Annotated in this window: 21 protein-coding genes; 20 read left to right on the forward strand and 1 reads right to left on the reverse strand. The window is 32.0% G+C overall.

All coding sequences use genetic code 11. The annotated features are described in order from the left end of the window. Positions 1-99: 99 nt before the first annotated feature. The 14 genes from infA to ssp1_RS03475 all read left to right on the forward strand — a co-directional run bounded on the left by infA (position 100) and on the right by ssp1_RS03475 (position 9,166). On the forward strand, positions 100-318 hold the full coding sequence (gene infA / locus ssp1_RS03410; protein ID WP_001829792.1) for a translation initiation factor IF-1: 219 nt from the start codon (positions 100-102) through the stop codon (positions 316-318). A 31-nt stretch (positions 319-349) separates the two neighbouring features. Beyond that, entirely contained in the window at positions 350-463 is a 114-nt protein-coding gene (gene rpmJ, locus ssp1_RS03415) for a 50S ribosomal protein L36 (protein ID WP_000868342.1), read from the forward strand. Between the two features lie 22 nt (positions 464-485). After that, positions 486-851 carry a 30S ribosomal protein S13 gene (gene rpsM, locus ssp1_RS03420; protein WP_002450510.1) on the forward strand — a complete coding sequence of 122 codons (366 nt, stop codon included), beginning with the start codon at positions 486-488 and terminating at the stop codon, positions 849-851. Between the two features lie 23 nt (positions 852-874). Continuing rightward, complete coding sequence (gene rpsK, locus ssp1_RS03425) at positions 875-1,264, forward strand: 30S ribosomal protein S11 (RefSeq protein ID WP_002450509.1); 390 nt, start codon at positions 875-877, stop codon at positions 1,262-1,264. Positions 1,265-1,340: 76 nt separating this feature from the next. Continuing rightward, on the forward strand, positions 1,341-2,285 hold the full coding sequence (locus tag ssp1_RS03430) for a DNA-directed RNA polymerase subunit alpha (RefSeq protein ID WP_075778431.1): 945 nt from the start codon (positions 1,341-1,343) through the stop codon (positions 2,283-2,285). A gap of 16 nt (positions 2,286-2,301) precedes the next feature. Next, positions 2,302-2,670, forward strand: a complete 369-nt coding sequence (rplQ, locus tag ssp1_RS03435) for a 50S ribosomal protein L17 (RefSeq protein WP_002466473.1) — start codon at positions 2,302-2,304, stop codon at positions 2,668-2,670. Positions 2,671-2,978: 308 nt separating this feature from the next. Beyond that, positions 2,979-3,788 (forward strand): energy-coupling factor transporter ATPase, encoded by an 810-nt coding sequence (locus ssp1_RS03440; RefSeq protein WP_107532940.1) that lies wholly within the window; start codon positions 2,979-2,981, stop codon positions 3,786-3,788. Then, positions 3,785-4,645: an energy-coupling factor transporter ATPase gene (locus tag ssp1_RS03445; RefSeq protein WP_075778429.1), complete on the forward strand. Its 861-nt coding sequence runs from the start codon at positions 3,785-3,787 to the stop codon at positions 4,643-4,645. The genes ssp1_RS03440 and ssp1_RS03445 overlap by 4 nt, the downstream gene beginning before the upstream one ends. Continuing rightward, on the forward strand, positions 4,635-5,441 hold the full coding sequence (locus ssp1_RS03450) for an energy-coupling factor transporter transmembrane component T family protein (protein WP_075778428.1): 807 nt from the start codon (positions 4,635-4,637) through the stop codon (positions 5,439-5,441). The genes ssp1_RS03445 and ssp1_RS03450 overlap by 11 nt, the downstream gene beginning before the upstream one ends. Positions 5,442-5,445: 4 nt before the next feature. Next, a complete protein-coding gene (gene truA / locus ssp1_RS03455) occupies positions 5,446-6,249 on the forward strand; it encodes a tRNA pseudouridine(38-40) synthase TruA (RefSeq protein ID WP_075778427.1) in 804 nt (267 codons plus the stop codon). A gap of 269 nt (positions 6,250-6,518) precedes the next feature. Continuing rightward, positions 6,519-6,956 (forward strand): 50S ribosomal protein L13, encoded by a 438-nt coding sequence (rplM, locus tag ssp1_RS03460; RefSeq protein ID WP_002450502.1) that lies wholly within the window; start codon positions 6,519-6,521, stop codon positions 6,954-6,956. A 19-nt stretch (positions 6,957-6,975) separates the two neighbouring features. Continuing rightward, positions 6,976-7,368 (forward strand): 30S ribosomal protein S9, encoded by a 393-nt coding sequence (gene rpsI, locus ssp1_RS03465; protein WP_002450501.1) that lies wholly within the window; start codon positions 6,976-6,978, stop codon positions 7,366-7,368. 185 nt (positions 7,369-7,553) lie between these two features. Then, positions 7,554-8,468 carry a DUF2268 domain-containing putative Zn-dependent protease gene (locus tag ssp1_RS03470; protein ID WP_075778426.1) on the forward strand — a complete coding sequence of 305 codons (915 nt, stop codon included), beginning with the start codon at positions 7,554-7,556 and terminating at the stop codon, positions 8,466-8,468. Next, positions 8,447-9,166 carry a MerR family transcriptional regulator gene (locus tag ssp1_RS03475; protein WP_075778425.1) on the forward strand — a complete coding sequence of 240 codons (720 nt, stop codon included), beginning with the start codon at positions 8,447-8,449 and terminating at the stop codon, positions 9,164-9,166. Before ssp1_RS03470 ends, ssp1_RS03475 begins: the two co-directional genes overlap by 22 nt. Positions 9,167-9,221: 55 nt before the next feature. Here ssp1_RS03475 and ssp1_RS03480 read toward each other — a convergent pair whose 3' ends face one another. Then, the gene (locus ssp1_RS03480) at positions 9,222-9,950 is read right to left on the reverse strand and encodes an NAD-dependent protein deacylase (RefSeq protein ID WP_002450498.1); all 729 of its coding nucleotides are present in this window, start codon (positions 9,948-9,950) and stop codon (positions 9,222-9,224) included. A gap of 262 nt (positions 9,951-10,212) precedes the next feature. On the opposite strand from ssp1_RS03480, the gene ssp1_RS03485 reads away from it, so the two are divergent. The 6 genes from ssp1_RS03485 (at position 10,213) to ssp1_RS03510 (ending at position 14,468) form a co-directional block, all read left to right on the forward strand. Further along, entirely contained in the window at positions 10,213-10,968 is a 756-nt protein-coding gene (locus tag ssp1_RS03485) for a DeoR/GlpR family DNA-binding transcription regulator (RefSeq protein ID WP_075778424.1), read from the forward strand. A 275-nt stretch (positions 10,969-11,243) separates the two neighbouring features. Further along, positions 11,244-11,672 (forward strand): galactose-6-phosphate isomerase subunit LacA, encoded by a 429-nt coding sequence (gene lacA / locus ssp1_RS03490; RefSeq protein ID WP_002450496.1) that lies wholly within the window; start codon positions 11,244-11,246, stop codon positions 11,670-11,672. Positions 11,673-11,689: 17 nt separating this feature from the next. After that, a complete protein-coding gene (gene lacB, locus ssp1_RS03495; protein WP_002450495.1) occupies positions 11,690-12,205 on the forward strand; it encodes a galactose-6-phosphate isomerase subunit LacB in 516 nt (171 codons plus the stop codon). Between the two features lie 12 nt (positions 12,206-12,217). Continuing rightward, the gene (gene lacC / locus ssp1_RS03500) at positions 12,218-13,150 is read left to right on the forward strand and encodes a tagatose-6-phosphate kinase (RefSeq protein ID WP_002450494.1); all 933 of its coding nucleotides are present in this window, start codon (positions 12,218-12,220) and stop codon (positions 13,148-13,150) included. A 3-nt stretch (positions 13,151-13,153) separates the two neighbouring features. Next, the gene (gene lacD, locus ssp1_RS03505; RefSeq protein WP_075778422.1) at positions 13,154-14,125 is read left to right on the forward strand and encodes a tagatose-bisphosphate aldolase; all 972 of its coding nucleotides are present in this window, start codon (positions 13,154-13,156) and stop codon (positions 14,123-14,125) included. A 31-nt stretch (positions 14,126-14,156) separates the two neighbouring features. Beyond that, a complete protein-coding gene (locus ssp1_RS03510) occupies positions 14,157-14,468 on the forward strand; it encodes a PTS lactose/cellobiose transporter subunit IIA (protein ID WP_002450492.1) in 312 nt (103 codons plus the stop codon). The last annotated feature ends 4 nt before the right edge of the window (positions 14,469-14,472 follow it).

Here is a 14,472-nt window from a genome sequence, read left to right on the forward strand (position 1 = left end):
TTTTGTTAAACTTATTAAAGCTAGTCACTAATAGATTCGTATCGTTGAAGTTGTCTATTGACGATAACCTTACTATTGCAAAAAGGGGGAAGTTAATCAATGGCTAAACAAGATGTTATTGAATTAGAAGGTACTGTATTAGATACTTTACCAAACGCAATGTTTAAAGTAGAATTAGAAAATGGTCATGAAATTTTAGCACATGTAAGTGGAAAAATTAGAATGAACTACATTCGAATTCTACCTGGCGACAAAGTAACTGTTGAGATGTCTCCGTATGATTTATCACGCGGTAGAATTACTTATCGTTATAAATAATCGTCACTCCATAATATAGGGAGGTATTAAAATGAAAGTAAGACCATCAGTAAAACCAATTTGCGAAAAATGTAAAGTCATTAAACGTAAAGGTAAAGTAATGGTAATTTGTGAAAATCCAAAACACAAACAAAGACAAGGTTAATAAAAGAGAGGTGTAAATGTATATGGCACGTATTGCAGGAGTGGATATTCCACGTGAAAAACGCGTTGTTATTTCTTTAACTTATGTATATGGTATTGGTACTTCTACAGCGAAAAAAATCGTTGAAGAAGCTAACGTATCAGCTGACACTCGCGTAAAAGATTTAACTGACGATGAATTAGGTCGCATCCGTGAAGTAGTTGATAGCTACAAAGTAGAAGGTGACTTACGTCGTGAGCAAAACTTAAACATTAAACGTTTAATGGAAATTTCATCATACCGTGGTATTCGTCACCGTCGTGGCTTACCAGTTCGCGGTCAAAAAACTAAAAACAACGCTCGTACGCGTAAAGGCCCAGTTAAAACTGTAGCGAACAAGAAAAAATAATCGGTAAAGGAGGCAAATAATAAATGGCACGTAAACAAGTATCTCGTAAACGTAAAGTGAAAAAGAATATTGAAAGTGGTGTTGCACACATCCGTTCAACATTCAATAATACAATTGTAACGATTACTGATGAATTCGGTAATGCATTATCATGGTCATCTGCTGGTGCATTAGGATTCAAAGGATCTAAAAAATCAACACCATTCGCAGCGCAAATGGCGTCTGAAACAGCTTCTAAAACAGCTATGGAACATGGTTTAAAAACTGTAGAAGTAACAGTTAAAGGACCTGGACCAGGCCGTGAATCAGCTATCCGTGCATTACAATCAGCAGGACTTGAAGTAACAGCAATCAGAGACGTTACTCCAGTACCACATAATGGTTGTCGTCCACCAAAACGTCGTCGCGTCTAATTTATGGTTGTGTTGTTACAGGTCACTGAGCAAACAGTATAAATCAAGTCGACGTATTTAAGGAGGATATTTGTAAATGATAGAAATCGAAAAACCTAGAATTGAGACAATTGAAATTAGTGAAGATGCTAAATTCGGTAAGTTCGTTGTTGAACCACTTGAACGTGGCTACGGTACTACACTAGGAAACTCCTTACGTCGTATCCTACTATCTTCATTACCAGGATCAGCAGTTAAGTACATCGAAATTGAAGGCGTGTTACACGAATTCTCAGCGGTAGATAATGTTGTTGAAGATGTATCTACTATTATTATGAACATCAAAAAGCTAGCATTAAAAATCTATTCTGAAGAAGATAAAACTTTAGAAATCGATGTTAAGGATGAAGGTGAAGTTACTGCAAGTGATATTACTCACGACAGTGATGTAGAGATTTTAAATCCTGAACTTAAAATTGCTACTGTTTCTAAAGGTGGACATTTAAAAGTTCGTCTTGTTGCTAATAAGGGTAGAGGTTACGCATTAGCTGAAACAAATAATACTAGTGATTTACCAATTGGTGTAATTCCAGTAGATTCACTATATTCACCTGTAGAACGTGTTAACTATACAGTAGAAAATACACGTGTAGGTCAAAGTAGTGATTTTGATAAATTAACTTTAGATGTTTGGACTAATGGTTCAATCACTCCTCAAGAATCAGTATCATTAGCAGCAAAAATAATGACTGAACACTTGAATATCTTTATAGGTCTAACTGATGAAGCACAAAATGCTGAAATCATGATTGAAAAAGAGGAAGATCAAAAAGAAAAAGTATTAGAAATGTCTATTGAAGAATTAGACTTATCTGTACGTTCTTATAACTGCTTGAAACGCGCAGGAATCAATTCTGTACAAGAGTTAGCTGATAAATCTGAAGCTGACATGATGAAAGTGCGTAATTTAGGTCGTAAATCTCTTGAAGAAGTAAAATATAAATTAGAAGATTTAGGATTAGGATTAAGAAAAGAAGATTGATAAAGGAGGTTAACTCATGGGTTACAGAAAATTAGGTCGTACTTCTGATCAACGTAAAGCTATGTTACGTAACTTAGCTACTTCACTTATCGTAAGTGAGCGTATTGAAACTACAGAAGCTCGTGCAAAAGAAGTTCGCAGTGTTGTTGAGAAATTAATCACTTTAGGTAAAAAAGGAGATTTAGCTTCTCGTCGTAATGCAGCTAAAACATTACAAAATGTTGAAATCTTAAACGAAGATGAAACTACTCAAACTGCTCTTCAAAAATTATTCGGTGAAATCGCTGAACGTTATACAGACCGCCAAGGTGGTTATACTCGTATTCTTAAAGAAGGCCCTCGTCGTGGTGACGGTGCTGAATCAGTAATTATCGAATTAGTATAATTTAACTATAAATACACTAACTACTTATATATAAAGCAAATGAGTGCAACGATAATGTCTGCCACATACAGACATTGTCTAGCTCAGAGTACCCCATCAAACTAAATATTAAATTAAAGCGTGAACTCAACAAAACTGATGGGGTGCGCGCTTTTTTATTTTTAAGCTGAGATATTCATATCTTCAGCTTTTTTTAATACATTATAGTTCTACATACAAAATACTTTTAATCATTATGAACACGTATACATATGATATTAAATAATGTAAAATGTTAAAGGTAATTAAAATTAAAAGGGGGAATAAAAGTGAAGGAAGAAGATAATATTATTGAATTTAAAAATGTATCATTTAAATACCAAAGTGATTCTGCCTTCACTTTAAATGACGTATCATTTCATATTCCTCGAGGTCAATGGACGAGTATAGTTGGTCACAATGGTTCAGGTAAATCAACTGTTACTAAACTAATGGTAGGTATTGAAGAATCAGATGAAGGGCAAATCTTGTTTAATAATCATAAAATTAATAAAGATAATATAGCCCAAATAAGAAAGCAGATTGGCATTGTCTTTCAAAATCCAGATAATCAATTTGTAGGAGCAATTGTTAAGTATGATGTTGCCTTTGGTCTGGAAAATCATTCAGTACCTTATCATGAAATGCAGGAAAAAGTAACAACTGCACTTAAACAAGTTGATATGTTAGATTTAGCAGAATATGAACCACATTCATTATCAGGAGGTCAAAAACAAAGAGTAGCTATTGCTAGTGTTTTAGCATTAAATCCGTCAGTTATCATTTTAGATGAAGCTACATCAATGTTAGATCCTGTAGCTAAATCATCATTATTACAATTAGTAAAAGAACTTCAAAAGGAACAACAAATTACTATCATTTCTATTACCCATGATTTATCTGAAACGATGAACGCAGATAATATTATTGTTATGAATCACGGAAGAATTTATAAACAAGGTAAACCAAGTGAAATCTATAATGATGTTGATCAACTCATGAAAATAGGGCTTGAACTACCTTTTTCTATGAAAATGAATCAATTATTGTTTGAAAGTTCATCATTTGTCACATATGAAGGGTTGGTTAATCAATTATGAGTTTAAATATGAATAATGTGAGTTATATTTACCAACCTAAAACACCATATGAGTTCAAGGCTTTAAATAATATTTCACTTAGATTTAAACAAGGCCATTATTATGCCATTGTGGGACAAACTGGTAGTGGCAAATCAACATTGATTCAACATATAAATGCGCTTCTAAAACCTACAAGTGGTTCAATAGATTTTAATGAAAAGCATATAGACAGTAAAACAAAAGATAAGTTTTTAAGACCCATACGTAAACATGTAGGTATGGTATTCCAGTTTCCAGAATCACAGCTTTTTGAAGATACTGTAGAAAAGGAAATTGAATTTGGACCGAAAAATTTCAACATGAATGTACAAGAAGTGAAAAATAATGCTTTTGATATGTTATTAGAACTTGGTTTTTCACGAAATGTCATGTCTCTATCACCGTTTCAAATGTCGGGTGGTCAAATGAGAAAATTAGCATTAGTTTCTATTTTAGCTATGGATCCAGATATTATCGTTGTCGATGAGCCAACAGCAGGTTTAGACCCTAAAAGTAAACATCAAGTTATGACTTTACTAAAAAAATTACAATTAGAGCAGCATAAGACAATTATACTAGTGACTCATGATATGAATGATGTTGCTAAATACGCTGAAGAAATCATTGTAATGCAAAAAGGTGAGGTACAGGCAATTGAAAATCCTAGAACGCTTTTTAGTCAACCTGACATACTTAAACAATGGCATATCACCTTACCGGATGTTGTTTGTTTACAAAAAGACTTTGAAACAAAATATCAGACAAAATTACCATCCACTGCTTTAACAGAGGAAGAATTCGCTGAGTTGTACAGGGAGTGGCAAAATGAAAAATAAATTAATAATTGGACGATATCTTCCTAGCAATTCATTTATACACCATTTAGATCCAAGATCAAAACTCATATTTGTGTTCGTTTTTATTATTTTTATCTTTTTATGCCATTCCTTTGGTACGTATGCATGGTTGTTTATATTGATTTTATTAATTGTGAGAATGGCTAAAATTAATTTTATGTTTTTAATTAAAGGATTAACACCAATATTTGTCTTTTTAATATTTACATTTTTAATGCACGTATTTTTTACAAAAGGTGGAACAATCCTTTTACATTGGCACTTTATATCTATTGAAAGTAATGGGATTTTAGAAGGCGTTTATATTTCTTTACGTTTAATCTTTATTGTTATGATAGCGACTGTAATGACGCTTTCAACAAGTCCTATTGATTTGACAGATGCGTTTGAAAAATTATTAACACCTTTAAAATGGTTGAAGCTACCTGTACATCAATTAAGTATGATGATGTCTATCGCATTAAGATTTATACCAACACTTATGGATGAATTAGACAAAATTATTTTAGCACAAAAGTCTAGAGGCTCAGAAATAAGTTCTGGAGGCGTCATAACAAGAATTAAAGCATTTATTCCATTGATGATTCCATTGTTTATTTCTGCCTTTCAAAGAGCAGAGGAATTAGCGATTGCTATGGAAGTAAGGGGATATGATGCACATGCAGAAAGAACGAGCTACAGACTCCTTCAGTGGCGTCTGAGAGATACATTGATATTGTTACTATTAATTCCTATATTGGGTGTATTATTGTTAATTAAATTTATGGGAGTGTAAATGATTGCGTATTTTAGTAGAAATTGAATATCAAGGTAACCAATTTTTAGGATTTCAAATTCAACAACAAGGTAGAACTGTACAACAACAATTTGAAAAAATACTAAAAAGAATGCATAAACGGCACATACGTATACATCCTTCTAGTCGTACTGATAGAGGTGTACACGCGTACCAACAATATTTTCATTTTGATACAGAATTACAAATTGAAAATAGCAAATGGCAATATGCAATGAATAGTGCCTTACCAGATGATATATATGTTAAATCTGTTAAACAAGTCGATGAAGATTTTCATTGTAGATATGATTGTGTAGGAAAACGGTATCGATATAAAGTTTATCAAGCTAAGCATCGCGATCCATTTCAAAGTGGATTGAAAACGTATATAGCAGATTCATTAGATTTAAATCAGATGAATGAAGCTGCCAAACTATTTATAGGTACCCACGACTTTACTGGATTCTGTTCACAAAAAACAGAAGTAGAGAGTAAGGTGAGGACCTTATACCAAAGTGAAATAGTTAAAACTGATGAAGGCTTTGATTATATCGTTACCGGATCAGGCTTTTTATATAATATGGTTCGTGTACTAGTTGCCTTTTTAATAGAAGTAGGAAAAGGTAAAAGAAGTCCAGAAGAAATCCCCCAATTACTAGAAGAGAAAAATAGGAATAAAATACCTTTTACAGCACCATCCGAAGGGCTATATTTAGAAAAAGTGTATTTATCAGATAAAGCACTAATTAAAGACTTTGGAGACCAAATTAAAATACATTATAAAAAATCATTACAAAATGATTGAATTGCATTGACAAAAGGCCTATGAAATTATAAGATTATTAACGGTATTGTTTTATATCCACCCCACGATAAGCCCCGGAATCTTATTGTGTTACAAGATATATAAGCAAAATAGAACAACAGTTAACAAAATAAATGAAATCTACGCTTTAAATCGTAACAATTTTTAAATCAAACCAAATAGAATATAGACATTACGGAAGTAACGATTGTTAATCAAGTTTGTCTAGAGTCTAAAACGAAGCATTTATTTTTAGGAGGACAATTATTATGCGTCAAACATTTATGGCAAATGAATCAAACATTGAGCGCAAATGGTATGTTATCGATGCTGAAGGCCAAACATTAGGTCGTTTATCATCAGAAGTAGCATCTATCTTACGCGGTAAAAATAAAGTAACTTATACACCACACGTTGATACAGGTGATTATGTAATCATTATCAACGCTTCAAAAATTCAATTCACTGGTAATAAAGAACAAGACAAAATGTATTACCGTCACTCAAATCACCCAGGTGGTTTAAAATCAATTTCTGCTGGTGAATTAAGAAGAACTAACCCAGAACGTTTACTTGAAACTTCAATTAAAGGTATGCTACCAAGCAGTCGTTTAGGCGAAAAACAAGGTAAAAAATTATTTGTATATGGTGGCGCTGAACATCCACACGCTGCACAACAACCAGAAAACTACGAGTTACGTGGTTAATTAGAAGGAGGAAATTACATTGGCACAAGTTGAATATAAAGGCACAGGCCGTCGTAAAAACTCAGTAGCACGTGTACGTTTAGTACCAGGTGAAGGTAACATCAAAGTTAACAACCGTGACGTACGTGACTACTTACCATTTGAATCATTAATCTTAGACTTAAACCAACCATTCGATGTTACTGAAACTAAAGGTAACTATGACGTTTTAGTTAACGTTCACGGTGGTGGATTCACAGGACAAGCACAAGCTATCCGTCACGGAATCGCTCGTGCATTATTAGAAGCAGATCCTGAATACAGAGGTTCTTTAAAACGCGCTGGATTATTAACACGTGACCCACGTATGAAAGAACGTAAAAAACCAGGTCTTAAAAAAGCTCGTCGTTCACCTCAATTCTCAAAACGTTAATATTGCCAAGATTGTTGCGAACTTGTTCGCAAACCAATTGGTTTACACATAATTGAGCAAAAAGCACTTCTCGAAATATCGAGAAGTGCTTTTTTGTGTTATTTAAAGTTAATATTAATTATAAATATTTCTTGAAAGTAACGTTACGTTATCCCTTATGTTAGTTGTAAGGAGGTAAAAATCATATGTACAATATAAAATTAATTAGATCTGATGAAGTATACAGACAACTTGTTAGTATGGAAAAAGATAAACGAAACAAATATTTTAAAGAGAAAGTACTTAGAGAGTTTGAAATGAAGTTTCAAATACAGCAGATCCCTTTTGATAAAGAGAGCAGTAATAATTTTGATATATTTTCATATTTAGGACAATCGCATATTATTCCTAGTGAGATTAAATTAAATGACATAGACAAGATAAAAGAAATGGACAACCATTTTTGGAATGATTGTGAACATTCAATAAAGCGTGCAATAAATCGATTTGAAATGTCTGATGTTCAACCTAAAATAAAAGAATATATATTTACAGCTTTATTAGGTGATGAAAATAAACCCACTATGTTCTTGAATCAAAATTATGTTGGGGATGGGGGCATACCAGGGTACATTATTTTATCATTAGTACCTAATAGTTATACATTAAGTAGAGTTAAAAGTGCAATTGCTCATGAAATTAATCATAATATTAGATATCAATATGTTGATTGGGATGGTGGTTCATTAGCAGAATTAATTGTAGCTGAAGGTTTAGCAGAAAATTTTGTGGAATCATTATATGGTACAGATTATATAGGTCCATGGGTAACATCAACAGACTGGAATAAGAACCAAAAATTAATCAAAAATCTTATAAAGAATAATTTAACTATTAATAATATTTTTGAATCAATCCCTTATTTATATGGTGATGAAATTTCAAAATCATATGGTGGCAAATCTAAGGGGATACCATACGCTGCTGGTTATGCATGTGGGTATTACTTAATAAAATATTATTTAGAAAAAACAAAATCTAGTATTGAAAAAGCAACAATAATGTCAGCAAATGAAATTTTAAATGAGGTGGAAGCATTTTGGAATACCAATATAGTTTAAAAGACATTATGAAAATAACAGGGGTAACCAAAAGAACACTACATTATTATGATGAAATTGCATTACTAAAAGTTAAAAAGAATGAAAGCAATCATCGTATATATTCTCAGAAAGATTTAGTAAAGTTACAAAAAATAATGTTATTAAAAAACATGGATATGAGTATTAAAGATATAAGTAAAATTATCAATAAAAATGATAGTGAATTGAAATTAGTATTACAAAATCAGAAAGAAATTTTAAAGAGAAAAATAGAAAGTTTAGAAAATACAAAGAGTGCAATTGAAAAGTATATTAAAGATGTTCCAATTACTGAAATTGAAGAATTAAATAGTATACCTTTAGAGCAATATCGAGAAGAAGCAAAATTAAAATATGGACATACAGATACTTATAAAGAATTCATTATATCTAATGGTGAAACTCTATTTAATGAAGAAAAAATGAAAAAGTTTGAAGAAATCTTTCAAAAATTTAATAATCTGTCTTTACATAAAGTGAATGCTAGAAATGCGTATGATGTCGTATATGAGTGGAAAGATTTTATGAACCAAATTGGAATTTTTGATAATCAAATGCTTTGTTTAATAGCAGATACATATCAAAATGATGAAAGGTTTAATAATTATTTTAAACGATACAAAAATCCATATATTACAGAATATATTTCTCAAGCAATTAACTATCATTTATCATAATGAGTTTAGAGTAAATCGAGCACTTCTCGAAATATCGAGAAGTGCTTTTTTTGTGTTATTTATTTAATTCTGAAACAACATCTATCATGTCATCATTAATGACTAAAGAAGCATAAGAGTCATAAGGGGTATTATCTTTATTGATAATAATTAAATTGTCACCTTTGAAATTGGATATGAGACCAGCAGCAGGTTGCACCACTAAAGAAGAGCCTAGTACAACTAATGTGTCTGCATTTTCAATTTTCTGTATTGCACGCATTATAACATTTTGATCCAACATTTCCCCGTATAATACGATGTCAGGTCGAATAGTTGCGCCGCAGATATCGCATTGCTTTAATTGTCTTTCAATGACGTCTTTTTTAGAATATTGTTGATGACATTGATTGCAATAAAAGGTGTTAAGTGACCCATGCAACTCATCTACGTGCTTGCTACCTGCATCCGAATGGAATCCATCGATATTCTGTGTAATGACACCTAAAGATTTTTCCTCATCTTCTAATTGGGCGATCCATTGATGAACAGTATTTGGAGCCTTATCTATGTACATTAATCTTTTATGACAAAAATTAATAAAACCTTCTGGATCATCTTGTAAATAATCGCGACTTAATAAATATTCTGGAGAATAACCTTCTTTAGATATTTCATCAAATAATCCTCCCATAGAGCGAAAGTCAGGTACACCGCTTGCTACCGAAACACCTGCACCTGTAAAAAATACAATGTTACTAGATTGATTTAGTATATTTTTTAAAGATTCAATTTTATTCTTCAAAAAGACACCCCATTTTCATAAAAATTTATCTATACTTTAACTTTATCTCAATCACAAAAACACTTTACAATGATATTATAATAATAAAGCTATTGATATTGAAGACGCCTGTAATTTAATAAAGGGTCAATATAAGATGGAATTTACATAAAACTAGCATGTTAAACATTAGTAGAGACATAGTGAGTAATATTTATGTTTAAATATCATTATATTACAATCAATAATATATTGTAGAGCCTAATTAAGGAGGCAAAATAAAGTGAATAAGCACGACCGTTTAGATGCGATTGCTAAATTAGTAAATAAAAAAGGAACTGTGAGAACCAATGAAATAGTAGATGGATTAAATGTTTCCGATATGACTGTAAGAAGAGATCCAGTAGAACTTGAAAACCAAGGTATATTGACGAAAATACATGGTGGTGCACGAAGTAACTCTACTTTTCAGTATAAAGAGATGTTACATAAAGAAAAACACACACATCAAATGGAAGAAAAAAGGTATATAGCTAAAAAAGCAATTTCATTAATTGAAGATGGTGATACATTATTTTTAGGACCTGGAACTACTGTAGAAATTTTAGCAGAAGAGATTAATCATCATTCACTTACAGTCATTACGAATTGTTTACCTGTATACAAAATACTATTAGAAAAACAAACCACTAATTTCCGTGTCTACTTATTAGGCGGGGAAATGAGACATTTGACCGAAGCATTTGTAGGTGAAATGGCCAATACGATACTTGAAAAACTACGTTTTAGTAAAATGTTCTTTAGTAGCAATGGTGTTAAAAATGGTGTTGTCATGACTTCTTCAATGGATGAAGCATATACACAACAACTTGCATTAGAACATTCTATTGAGAAGTATTTGCTCATCGACCATTCGAAAGTTGGAAAAGAAGATTTCACATCTTTTTGTCATTTAGATGACTTGACAGCAGTCGTTATGGATGTAACGGATAATGAAAAGTTAGATCAAATAAAATCATATATTGAAGTCGTAGAATAATATTAAAATTAACAAAAACCTTGAATCAATCGATTCAAGGTTTTTATTTTGTTCATAAATTCAACAGTTTTAATCAATTTCCCAAACATTAATGTGTGATAATCACACAATTTAATTATAAATGTTTGAATAAACTATGAATTCAAACAAAATAACAACATATTATGTTGAATTGATGTTTGATTACGTTTATAATTTAAACATGAAGATTTGAAAGCCTTTTCTCTAATTTTTGAAAGTCGCTTTTAATTAATAAATCAAAAAGGAGATTTTTTATGACAATCATTATTGGATCAGATGTTGATGGTAAACGTTTAAAAGATTTAATTAAAACATACCTAGTTGAAAAGAATTTCGATGTTTTAGACGTAACAGAAGGTAAAGAATTAGATTTCGTTGATTCTACACTTGCCATAGCGAAAGAAGTACAAAAGAACGATGACAATTTAGGAATTGCAATCGATGCTTTTGGTGTAGGTAGCTTTATGACTGCTACAAAAATTAAAGGCATGATTGCTGCAGAAGTATCGGATGAAAGATCTGCTTATATGACAAGAGGTCACAACAATTCAAAAATGATCACTATGGGTTCAGAAATTGTAGGGGATACTTTAGCTAAAAATGTAGTTAAAGGATTCGTTAATGGTCACTATGATGGCGGACGTCATCAAATACGTGTAGATATGCTTAATAAAATGTGCTAATTAAAGGAGGATAAAAAATGAAGATAGCTTTAGGTTGCGATCATATAGTAACTGATACAAAAATGGAAGTTTCACAATTCTTAAAATCAAAAGGTCATGAAGTCATTGACGTTGGGACTTATGATTTTACAAGAACACATTATCCAATCTTCGGAAAAAAAGTAGGAGAACAAGTCACTAGTGGAAATGCAGATTTAGGTATTTGTATTTGCGGAACAGGTGTAGGGATAAACAATGCAGTAAATAAAGTCCCAGGCGTTAGAGCAGCACTTGTACGTGATATGACATCAGCACTATACGCTAAAGAAGAACTCAATGCAAATGTCATTGGTTTTGGTGGGAAAATCATTGGTGAACTTTTAATGTGCGATATTATCGAAGCATTTATCGATGCTAAATATAAACCAACAGAAAAAAATGAAAAGTTAATTGCAAAAATTAAACATTTAGAAACGCATAATGCAGATCAAGCTGATCCTCATTTCTTCGATGAATTTTTAGAAAAATGGGACAAAGGCGAATATCACGATTAAAGGATGACGCATATGATATTAACACTAACATTAAATCCATCAGTAGATATTTCATATGCAATTGAAGCGTTTCATCTCGATACAGTTAATCGAGTATCAAATATTGATAAAACAGCAGGTGGTAAAGGTCTTAATGTGACACGTGTATTAAGTCAAGTAGGTGAGCCAGTTACTGCTAGTGGATTACTAGGTGGTCCATTAGGAGATTTTATTGAAAATCAATTAGACGATTCACAAATTAAACATTCATTTTTCAAAATTAATGAGCCAACGAGAAATTGTATTGCAGTACTACATCAAGGAAAGCAAACAGAAATTTTAGAACAAGGTCCTACGATTAGTAAAGAAGAAGGGGCTAATTTTTTAAAACACGTTGATACATTAATTAAAAAAATAGATGTTGTAGCCATATCAGGTAGCTTACCAAAAGGATTAAATCAGGATTATTATTCAAAGATTATTGAGAAATGTCATGAACATCAATTACCAGTCATACTAGATAGTTCTGGTGACACATTAATGACATCTATACACTCGTCATTCAAACCAACAGTCATAAAACCTAATATAGATGAACTATATCAACTTTTAAATCAACCAGTGGATGAAAGTATAGAAGGACTTAAGAAAGCACTTAACAATCCCATTTTCAATGATATTGAATGGGTTATTGTGTCATTAGGTGCTAAAGGTATGTTTGCTAAGCATCATAATCAATTCTATAAAGTTAATATTCCATCTATCGAAGTATTAAACCCAGTTGGTTCAGGTGACTCTACAGTAGCTGGTATCGCTTCTGCATTGTTAAATCGTGAGAGTGATGAGCAACTACTTAAAAAGGCGAATACATTAGGTATGTTGAATGCTCAAGAATCACGTACTGGATATGTCAATTTAAATAATTATGATGATTTGTATCATCAAATTGAATTATTAGAGGTGTAAATAATGGTAAAAACTCAAAATAAAACGGCAGCAATTTCACAATTAAGTAATGAACAAGGTGTTATTTCAGCACTTGCATTTGACCAACGTGGTGCTTTAAAACGTATGATGGCTAAATATCAAACTGGTGAGCCGACAGTTGAACAAATTGAACAATTAAAAGTTTTAGTAGCAGAAGAATTAACTCAATATGCTTCATCTATCTTACTTGACCCAGAATATGGCTTACCTGCAACAGAAGCAAGAAATAAAAATTGTGGTTTATTATTAGCTTATGAAAAAACTGGTTACGACGTAAATGCTAAAGGCCGCTTACCAGATTGTTTAGTTGAATGGTCAGCAAAACGACTAAAAGAACAAGGCGCAGACGCAGTTAAATTCTTATTATATTATGACGTTGATGATGAAGAACAAATCAATATTCAAAAGCAAGCTTATATCGAAAGAATCGGTTCAGAATGTGTTGCAGAAGATATTCCATTCTTCTTAGAAGTTCTATCATATGATGACAATATTTCAGATAACGGTAGTGTTGAATTTGCAAAAGTGAAACCTAGAAAAGTGAATGAAGCTATGAAATTATTCTCTGAACCTCGTTTCAACGTTGATGTATTAAAAGTAGAGGTACCTGTAAATATGAAATATGTTGAAGGCTTTGCAGATGGAGAGGTTGTTTATACTAAAGAAGAAGCGGCACAACATTTCAGAGATCAAGAGGCTGCAACAAATTTACCATACATTTATTTAAGTGCTGGTGTATCTGCCGAATTATTCCAAGAAACATTAAAATTTGCACATGAAGCAGGTGCCAAATTTAATGGTGTACTTTGTGGACGTGCTACATGGGCAGGTGCTGTTCAAGTATATATTGAACAAGGTGAAGCAGCAGCTCGTGAGTGGTTACGTACAACTGGATTTAAAAATATCGATGATCTTAACAAAGTACTTACTAAAACAGCAACATCTTGGAAATAAATGACATTGATTTGAGGGGAGTATAGCGCTCATGAATAGAGAAGAAGTACAATTAATTGGATTTGAAATTGTGGCATTTGCGGGAGATGCACGTTCTAAGTTTTTAGAAGCATTAACAGCCGCACAAAATAAAGATTTCGACAAAGCTGAAGCTTTAATTGAAGAAGGTAAAAGCCTTATTGCAGATGCGCATAAAGCACAAACTAGTCTTTTAGCTAAAGAAGCTCAAGGAGAAGATATCGCATATAGTGTGACAATGATGCATGGTCAAGACCATTTAATGACTACGATTTTATTAAAAGATGTCATGTCACATTTAATAGAATTATATAAAAGAGGGTGAAGAC

The organism is Staphylococcus sp. M0911, from assembly GCF_003491325.1.
Lineage (GTDB): Bacteria > Bacillota > Bacilli > Staphylococcales > Staphylococcaceae > Staphylococcus > Staphylococcus warneri_A.

Bases quoted from the DNA above. Each gene is read 5' to 3' on its own strand.
- infA (WP_001829792.1), top strand. From the start codon at position 100: ATGGCTAAACAAGATGTTATTGAATTAGAAGGTACTGTATTAGATACT.
- rpmJ (WP_000868342.1), top strand. From the start codon at position 350: ATGAAAGTAAGACCATCAGTAAAACCAATTTGCGAAAAATGTAAAGTC.
- rpsM (WP_002450510.1), top strand. From the start codon at position 486: ATGGCACGTATTGCAGGAGTGGATATTCCACGTGAAAAACGCGTTGTT.
- rpsK (WP_002450509.1), top strand. From the start codon at position 875: ATGGCACGTAAACAAGTATCTCGTAAACGTAAAGTGAAAAAGAATATT.
- ssp1_RS03430 (WP_075778431.1), top strand. From the start codon at position 1,341: ATGATAGAAATCGAAAAACCTAGAATTGAGACAATTGAAATTAGTGAA.
- rplQ (WP_002466473.1), top strand. From the start codon at position 2,302: ATGGGTTACAGAAAATTAGGTCGTACTTCTGATCAACGTAAAGCTATG.
- ssp1_RS03445 (WP_075778429.1), top strand. From the start codon at position 3,785: ATGAGTTTAAATATGAATAATGTGAGTTATATTTACCAACCTAAAACA.
- ssp1_RS03450 (WP_075778428.1), top strand. From the start codon at position 4,635: ATGAAAAATAAATTAATAATTGGACGATATCTTCCTAGCAATTCATTT.
- rplM (WP_002450502.1), top strand. From the start codon at position 6,519: ATGCGTCAAACATTTATGGCAAATGAATCAAACATTGAGCGCAAATGG.
- ssp1_RS03470 (WP_075778426.1), top strand. From the start codon at position 7,554: ATGTACAATATAAAATTAATTAGATCTGATGAAGTATACAGACAACTT.
- lacA (WP_002450496.1), top strand. From the start codon at position 11,244: ATGACAATCATTATTGGATCAGATGTTGATGGTAAACGTTTAAAAGAT.
- lacB (WP_002450495.1), top strand. From the start codon at position 11,690: ATGAAGATAGCTTTAGGTTGCGATCATATAGTAACTGATACAAAAATG.
- lacC (WP_002450494.1), top strand. From the start codon at position 12,218: ATGATATTAACACTAACATTAAATCCATCAGTAGATATTTCATATGCA.
- lacD (WP_075778422.1), top strand. From the start codon at position 13,154: ATGGTAAAAACTCAAAATAAAACGGCAGCAATTTCACAATTAAGTAAT.
- ssp1_RS03510 (WP_002450492.1), top strand. From the start codon at position 14,157: ATGAATAGAGAAGAAGTACAATTAATTGGATTTGAAATTGTGGCATTT.